Below are 2640 nucleotides of genomic sequence, written 5' to 3'. Positions count from 1 at the left end.
GCGCTCGCGCGCTTTCGATTTGGTTTGAGGCAGCAAGGTCATGGCCATCATGGTGCCTGGTGGTAGGTCATCAAAGACCACACTTTGCGGACGAGGCGCTTCGCCTTCATCTGGCACCACTTCACCAAAGATAGCGCCCGCTAAAAAGGCGTCGTTATCCCAAGTATCGAGCTCCATGACGCGATTGGCAACCGGCTTATCGCCATCAAACCACCAAATCCCATTTTCTGCATCAGAGCGAACTCCGCTACGAAGCAAACGCTCAGAGAAATCTTGGTCTATCATTGAGCGCGAAGGACGATAACGCAGCGTCTCTCCTCGAATTCCGGATGGATTGAAAAACGGGCTAAGCCATTCAAACGCCGCCTGTCCTGAGCAAGCACTAATGCCTATTCCTTGGTCTAGCAACGCATTAGGGCTTAGCAAGCGTCGGCGCAAGCTTTTTAGTTGTGAGCGGTTTTTATCCAGCTCAGCCGCTGTGCTTTTTTCGGGCATCCAGCGATAGATAGCCAATCGCACCTGACGCTCACGCGCGCGCCAAGGTCGGCTGTTGACCGCAAAAATCCCCTGCTCACGACCAATGATGTCAAAGTGGCGCTGGTCTTCTTCCAAAACCGCTTGGGTAAAGGCGTCTTTCACCCTTGCCTGTTGCAAAAGGCGCTCATGCACCTCACCAAAGCGGTCAATATCACGGGCAAAAAGCTGCACTATCCATGGGTTTTCATCGTCACATAAGGTCGTGAGTGTGTGCGCCACATGACGCACCACCGCATTGAGCTGTGATTGGGTTTTATCCTCGGTTGGAAGCGGTGTAATGGTAAAGAACAAACCTAAAGAGCGCGCATCTTCGAGCTGCACCAGCCCTTGCTCACCCACTTCTATCCACGGCAATTGCGAAGCAAAAGAGGGCGGCACACTGTAGCTCAGTGGTTCAACGCCATGCTCCACCCCTTCATTAAAAAAAGAAGTGACTTTGTTTTTCATGCGCTCAAGCATCACCAAGCCTCCCTTGGAAGAGTGGCCGGCGCCTGGGCAGGCGTTGCGTAATGCACGCGCTCATACAAAGGAAAAACCGTGCTATACCCGGGCACCGGAAGATTGCCTACGCGATGAGGTAAGACGTACATCACCACATCAGGATTGGGCAGACGCGGAAACAGGTTAATGGTTTCACGCCAGCTATCTCGGGTGTAATCGCTTTGGCGAGCCGCTAGAGTTTGTGGGGTTAAGGGCCTTTTAAGCGCGCCCCACGCCTGACCTCACTCGCCTCACCTTGCATGGTCTCTTGCCAAACTTGTTCAACATTGGTGTCAGGTTGTGGCAGTACCGCCTCTTGCGAGGTTGAACAACCAGTTAACCCCGCACCTACGCTCAGTAGCGTTAATAACAAAAAATTACGGCAGCGCATAAGAAGCCCCTTGTGTGGAAGTTTGGTAACGCACGCGATAAGGTACTTCTGGCACCGAGAGCGTGATGGGTTGACGAAGATGAATCGCCGCTTTTACGCCTGGCTCGACATAGATGATGTCAAAGCTTGAGCCCATGCGAGATTGAATAAAGTCAGAGACGGTGCCTGTCAGAGCGGCGGCAGATTCACCGGCGGCATTTTTCATCGCACTGCCGGTGAGCGCAGAGGTGCTCGTCCCACCATCCACCGAAATGGTTTGCTGCGCGGTGGCAGCAGCTTTCGCCGCGGCAGTGGCCGCATCAAGCAATCCCTTGGTGGTGAGGTATTGCGGCGCATTTGAGATGCGAATACCGGTCAGACACGGATTTCCATTTGGGTCAGCCAGATAACCCAAATCTTGGGTTTGTACACTGCTCCCATCAAAATCTGAGCTAATGGCTCCCTGCACTTCCGGGTAAGACAAAATCGTGCCGTCAGTGCGAATAAAATCTATTGATTCCACCGCGCCGCGCACACACTTCAAGCTCCAATCCCCCGTCACGGTGCCGGTCACAATCGCCCCTTGTACCTCTGGCAAGGTAAAGCCATTGGCCAATAGGTTTTTTGCTCCAATCACCATGGAAAAAGGATAAGGACTGGTGACTTGGCCATTAACAGGAATACGCCCCATCAGCGCCGTTAAAGAGGTGGCGTCACTGAGCACCGCTCCGCGATGTAAGGTATAGACAGGCGTGCTTTGAGGGCTGCTGGCATCAAATGGTTCGCCCATTGCTGACACTCTCTCTTGCAGCGCCGCGGCGCCTTGCATTAAAGGCGTTATCCATTGGCCATCTTTATCTTTTTTGGCGTCCATCGGTTCGGTCCAGATAAGCTCGGAAGACGTTGGCGTCGTGGCCGGTTGCGACCACTCATCCACGCCATCTTCTCGTCCAGAGTCAATGCCGAGCTGCTCTAGCTCAAACTCTGGCACCTCGATAGCGATATCGTTCTGACGGTTTTTGAGCTCAGACAAATTACTCGAGAGTTTTTTCTCTATCTGCTCAAGCTGCTGATTAAAGCGATTGCCCATCGCTTCAATTTGCGCAGAGCTTTCGTTTTTTTGCGCTTCCAGCTCGGATTGCGTGCGTGCAAGCTCGAGCGCCATTTTTTGCTTATCTTCTTGGCCTTGAGTTAAGCTGGCGGTTAAGGTTCGAAGCGTATCTTCTGGCGTATCACCAATAGCGCCGAGCGTC

At 53.0% G+C, this 2640-nt stretch carries 3 protein-coding genes and 1 pseudogene; all 4 read right to left on the bottom strand.

Features of this window, described 5'->3' with window-relative positions:
* On the bottom strand, positions 1-996 hold a 996-nt coding region (locus RH85_RS09560), incomplete at its 3' end, for a TraC family protein (protein WP_006712014.1).
* Positions 996-1193: pseudogene (locus RH85_RS23450) on the bottom strand (TIGR03751 family conjugal transfer lipoprotein); the annotation flags it as partial. The gene RH85_RS09560 and the pseudogene RH85_RS23450, both read right to left, overlap by 1 nt.
* A gap of 32 nt (positions 1194-1225) precedes the next feature.
* Positions 1226-1408, bottom strand: a complete 183-nt coding sequence (locus RH85_RS23445) for a hypothetical protein (RefSeq protein ID WP_006712012.1) — start codon at positions 1406-1408, stop codon at positions 1226-1228.
* The coding region (locus tag RH85_RS09550; protein ID WP_006712011.1) for a TIGR03752 family integrating conjugative element protein at positions 1395-2640 on the bottom strand (1246 nt) is incomplete at its 5' end. The genes RH85_RS09550 and RH85_RS23445, both read right to left, overlap by 14 nt.

The sequence above is a fragment of the Vibrio ichthyoenteri ATCC 700023 genome (assembly GCF_000222605.1).
In the GTDB taxonomy this organism is placed as follows: domain Bacteria; phylum Pseudomonadota; class Gammaproteobacteria; order Enterobacterales; family Vibrionaceae; genus Vibrio; species Vibrio ichthyoenteri.
Note: the sequence above shows the minus strand (reverse complement) of the source record. Positions and strands in the feature narration are given on the sequence as shown.